Annotated in this window: 3 protein-coding genes and 1 pseudogene; 1 reads left to right on the top strand and 3 read right to left on the bottom strand. The window is 68.5% G+C overall.

Annotation, left to right across the window (positions count from 1 at the left end):
• Nucleotides 1-314: pseudogene (locus ABNT58_RS17625) on the bottom strand (hypothetical protein); the annotation flags it as partial.
• A gap of 355 nt (nt 315-669) precedes the next feature.
• Here ABNT58_RS17625 and ABNT58_RS17620 point away from each other — a divergent pair.
• Entirely contained in the window at nt 670-1,338 is a 669-nt protein-coding gene (locus tag ABNT58_RS17620) for a CAAX prenyl protease-related protein (RefSeq protein WP_348754747.1), read from the top strand.
• A gap of 10 nt (nt 1,339-1,348) precedes the next feature.
• On the opposite strand, the gene tgt is transcribed toward ABNT58_RS17620, so the two are convergent.
• Nucleotides 1,349-2,506, bottom strand: a complete 1,158-nt coding sequence (tgt, locus tag ABNT58_RS17615; protein WP_348754746.1) for a tRNA guanosine(34) transglycosylase Tgt — start codon at nt 2,504-2,506, stop codon at nt 1,349-1,351.
• 8 nt (nt 2,507-2,514) lie between these two features.
• Nucleotides 2,515-3,351, bottom strand: an 837-nt coding sequence (gene queA, locus ABNT58_RS17610) for a tRNA preQ1(34) S-adenosylmethionine ribosyltransferase-isomerase QueA (RefSeq protein ID WP_348754745.1), incomplete at its 5' end; no start/stop codon positions are given.

The following is a 3,351-nucleotide window of genomic DNA, read 5'->3' as shown; positions in this document are numbered from 1 at the left end:
GGGCCGAAGGTGTCTTCCGCGTGCAGGCCTTCCGGCCCGTCGAGGCCCACGGTGATGGTGCCGATGATGGCGTCGTGGTCGGTGGCGGTGAGGGTGACGCGGTTGGGCGTCTGGTTCTCGGGCAGGCCGGCGTTCTGGTAGCCGCGCCAGGCGTAGCGCCGCTTGATCAGGATGTTGGCCGAGCTGCGCTGGCCATGCGAGTTGGCGCCCCGGATCTTGAATAGCCGCGGCCTGGCCGTTTCCGGCTCCACGTCCGCCGCCATCCGATGCGGCTGGAAGGTCGCGCCGATGATCGTGTTCGACGCCTCTGTCATGCCGGGTCTCAAGTTCACACCCCCACCCCTGTTGATCTCTTGTATGAATTCTGACCCGGCCCCAGCAACAAACCTGTAGCAAGAGTTGAGGAAGACGGATCAGAAATCGTCGCTCGCTTGTGCGAAAGATTCCACGAATGTGGTCTCCGCGCTGCGTTGTGGTGCGCTTTGTCCGCGCATTCTGCCCTTGTAACAAGCGCCCCGGCACTGAAATTCAGGAAACGTTCAGTTGCAATTCAGCAGCATTTCCATCCGGCATCCGCAAGTTCCGTGCGCGTCACCACCGATTCGCGCGGCGCGTGGTGTCACGGCAGCCCGGGATACTCGGACGATACGAGCCGCCTTCGACAGGATCATGACGTTCAGCCCTGCCGCCATCGCGCGGATCGCCCCTTTCGCGCTTTTCATGCTGCTGCTGGCGCTGCGCGGCGCACTGCCGGCCGATGCCGGCTTCGACCCGCGCTGGGTCTACGGCATCACCGTGGCCGCGGTCGGCGGGCTGCTATGGCACTTCCGCCGCCAGTACGGCGAGCTGGCCCGGCAGACATGGCCCCAGGCGCGCGAATGGGCGCTGGCCATCGGCACCGGCCTGGCCGTCTTCCTGCTGTGGATCCAGCTGGACGCGCCCTGGATGCAGCTGGGCGAGCCCAGCGCCGCCTTCGTGCCGCTGAACGCCGCCGGCGGCCTGGACTGGCCGCTCATCGTGGTGCGCTGGATCGGCGCCGCGCTGCTGGTGCCGGTGATGGAAGAGCTGTTCTGGCGCAGCTACCTGATGCGCTGGCTGGCCCGCCCGCAGTTCGAGGCCGTGGACCCGGCCCGCGTGGGCGTCAAGGCCATCGTGCTGTCCACCTTCGTGTTCATGCTGGCGCACACCTTGTGGCTGGCCGCCATCGTGGCCGGCCTGGCCTATGCGCTGCTGTACGTGCGCACCGGCAAGCTGTGGGTGCCGGTGATCGCCCATGCCGTGACCAACGGCGTGCTGGGCATCTGGGTGGTGGCCACCGGGCAGTGGCAGTTCTGGTAAGCGATCGGTGCTAGGTCTGTAGGCCGACCGCCCGGTCGGCCTTGAACTGGGCGCGGAAGGCCTCGAAGCGGCCGGCGTCCAGCGCGTCGCGCACCTCCTGCATCAGGTTCAGGTAGTAATGCAGGTTGTGGATGGTGGTCAGCATCGGGCCCAGCATCTCGCCGCATCGGTCGAGGTGGTGCAGGTAGGCGCGGCTCACCGCGCCCACGCCGGTGCCCGGCTCGCCGGCGCAGGCCATGCAGCGGCAGGTGGGGTCGATCGGCCGCTCGTCGGTCTTGTAGCGGGCGTTGCGCAGCCGCAGGTCGCCGAAGCGGGTGAACAGGTGGCCGTTGCGTGCATTGCGGGTGGGCATCACGCAGTCGAACATGTCCACGCCCTGGGCCACGCCTTCCACCAGGTCTTCGGGCGTGCCCACGCCCATCAGGTAGCGCGGCTTGTGCGGCGGCAGCCGGTGCGGCGTGTGCGCCATGATGCGCAGCATCTCGTCCTTGGGCTCGCCGACACTGACGCCCCCCACCGCGTAGCCGGGGAAGTTCATCTCCACCAGCGCTTCCAGCGAGGCTTCGCGCAGGTTCTCGAACATGCCGCCCTGCACGATGCCGAAGAGCGCGTTGCGGTTTTCCAGCCGCGCGAATTCGGCCTGGCAGCGGCGCGCCCAGCGCAGGCTGAGCTCCATGGACTTGCGCGCCTCGGCCTCGGTGGTGATGTGGCCCTTGGTCTCGTAGGGCGTGCACTCGTCGAACTGCATGACGATGTCGGAGTCGAGCACCGTCTGGATCTGCATGCTCACCTCGGGCGTGAGGAACAGCCGGTCGCCATTGACCGGCGAGGCGAACTTGACGCCCTCCTCGCTGATCTTGCGCATCTCGCCCAGGCTCCACACCTGGAAGCCGCCGCTGTCGGTGAGGATGGGCTTGTGCCAGCCCTCGAAGCGGTGCAGCCCGCCGAACTGCTGCATCACGTCCAGGCCGGGGCGCATCCACAGGTGGAAGGTGTTGCCCAGGATGATCTGGGCGCCCATCTCGTGCAGCGACCGGGCGCTCACGCCCTTGACGGTGCCGTAGGTGCCCACGGGCATGAAGATCGGGGTTTCAACCACGCCGTGGTTCAGGCGCAGGCGCCCACGGCGTGCATGGCCTTCGGTGGCCAGCAAATCAAACTCAAGCATGCAAACTTTCAGGCGCTGCGTTGCAGCAGCATCGCGTCGCCGTAGCTGAAGAAGCGGTAGCGCGCCTCGATGGCGTGGCGGTAGAGGGCGCGCACGTGCTCATGGCCGGCGAAGGCGCTGACCAGCATCAGCAGCGTGCTCTTGGGCAGGTGGAAGTTGGTCAGCAACACGTCCACCACGTGGAAGCGGAAGCCGGGCGTGATGAAGAGCGAGGTCTCGCGCGCGCCGGCCTGCAGCGTGCCACCCAGCGCGGCCGATTCCAGCGCGCGCAGCGTGGTGGTGCCGGCGCCGATCACGCGGCCGCCGGCGGCCTGGGTCTGCGCGATGGCCTGCACCGTGGCCTCGGTCACCTCGAACCACTCGCTGTGCATCTTGTGCTCGGCCAGGTCGTCGGTGCGCACCGGCTGGAAGGTGCCGGCGCCCACGTGCAGCGTCACGCGGGCGGTCTTCACGCCCATGGCGGCCAGCGCGTCCAGCACCGGCTGGTCGAAGTGCAGAGAGGCCGTGGGCGCCGCCACCGCGCCGGGCCGGCTGGCGAACACGGTCTGGTAGCGCGCCTCGTCGGCCGCATCGTCGGCATGGGTGATGTAGGGCGGCAGCGGCACATGGCCGTGCTGCGCCAGCAGCGCGAACGGGTCTTCGGGCAGGCGCAGGTGGAACAGCGAGTTGTCGGGCCCGCCGCGGCCCAGTACCTGGGCATCGAAGGCGTCGGCAAACCGCAGCTGTGCGCCGGGCTTGGGCGACTTGCTGGCGCGCAGGTGGGCCAGCACTTCATGGCCGGGCAGCACGCGCTCGACCAGCGCCTCCACCGCGCCGCCGGTGTCCTTGACGCCCAGCAGGCGCGC

The organism is uncultured Aquincola sp., assembly GCF_964001545.1.
In the GTDB taxonomy this organism is placed as follows: Bacteria; Pseudomonadota; Gammaproteobacteria; order Burkholderiales; family Burkholderiaceae_C; genus Aquincola.
Note: the sequence above shows the minus strand (reverse complement) of the source record. Positions and strands in the feature narration are given on the sequence as shown.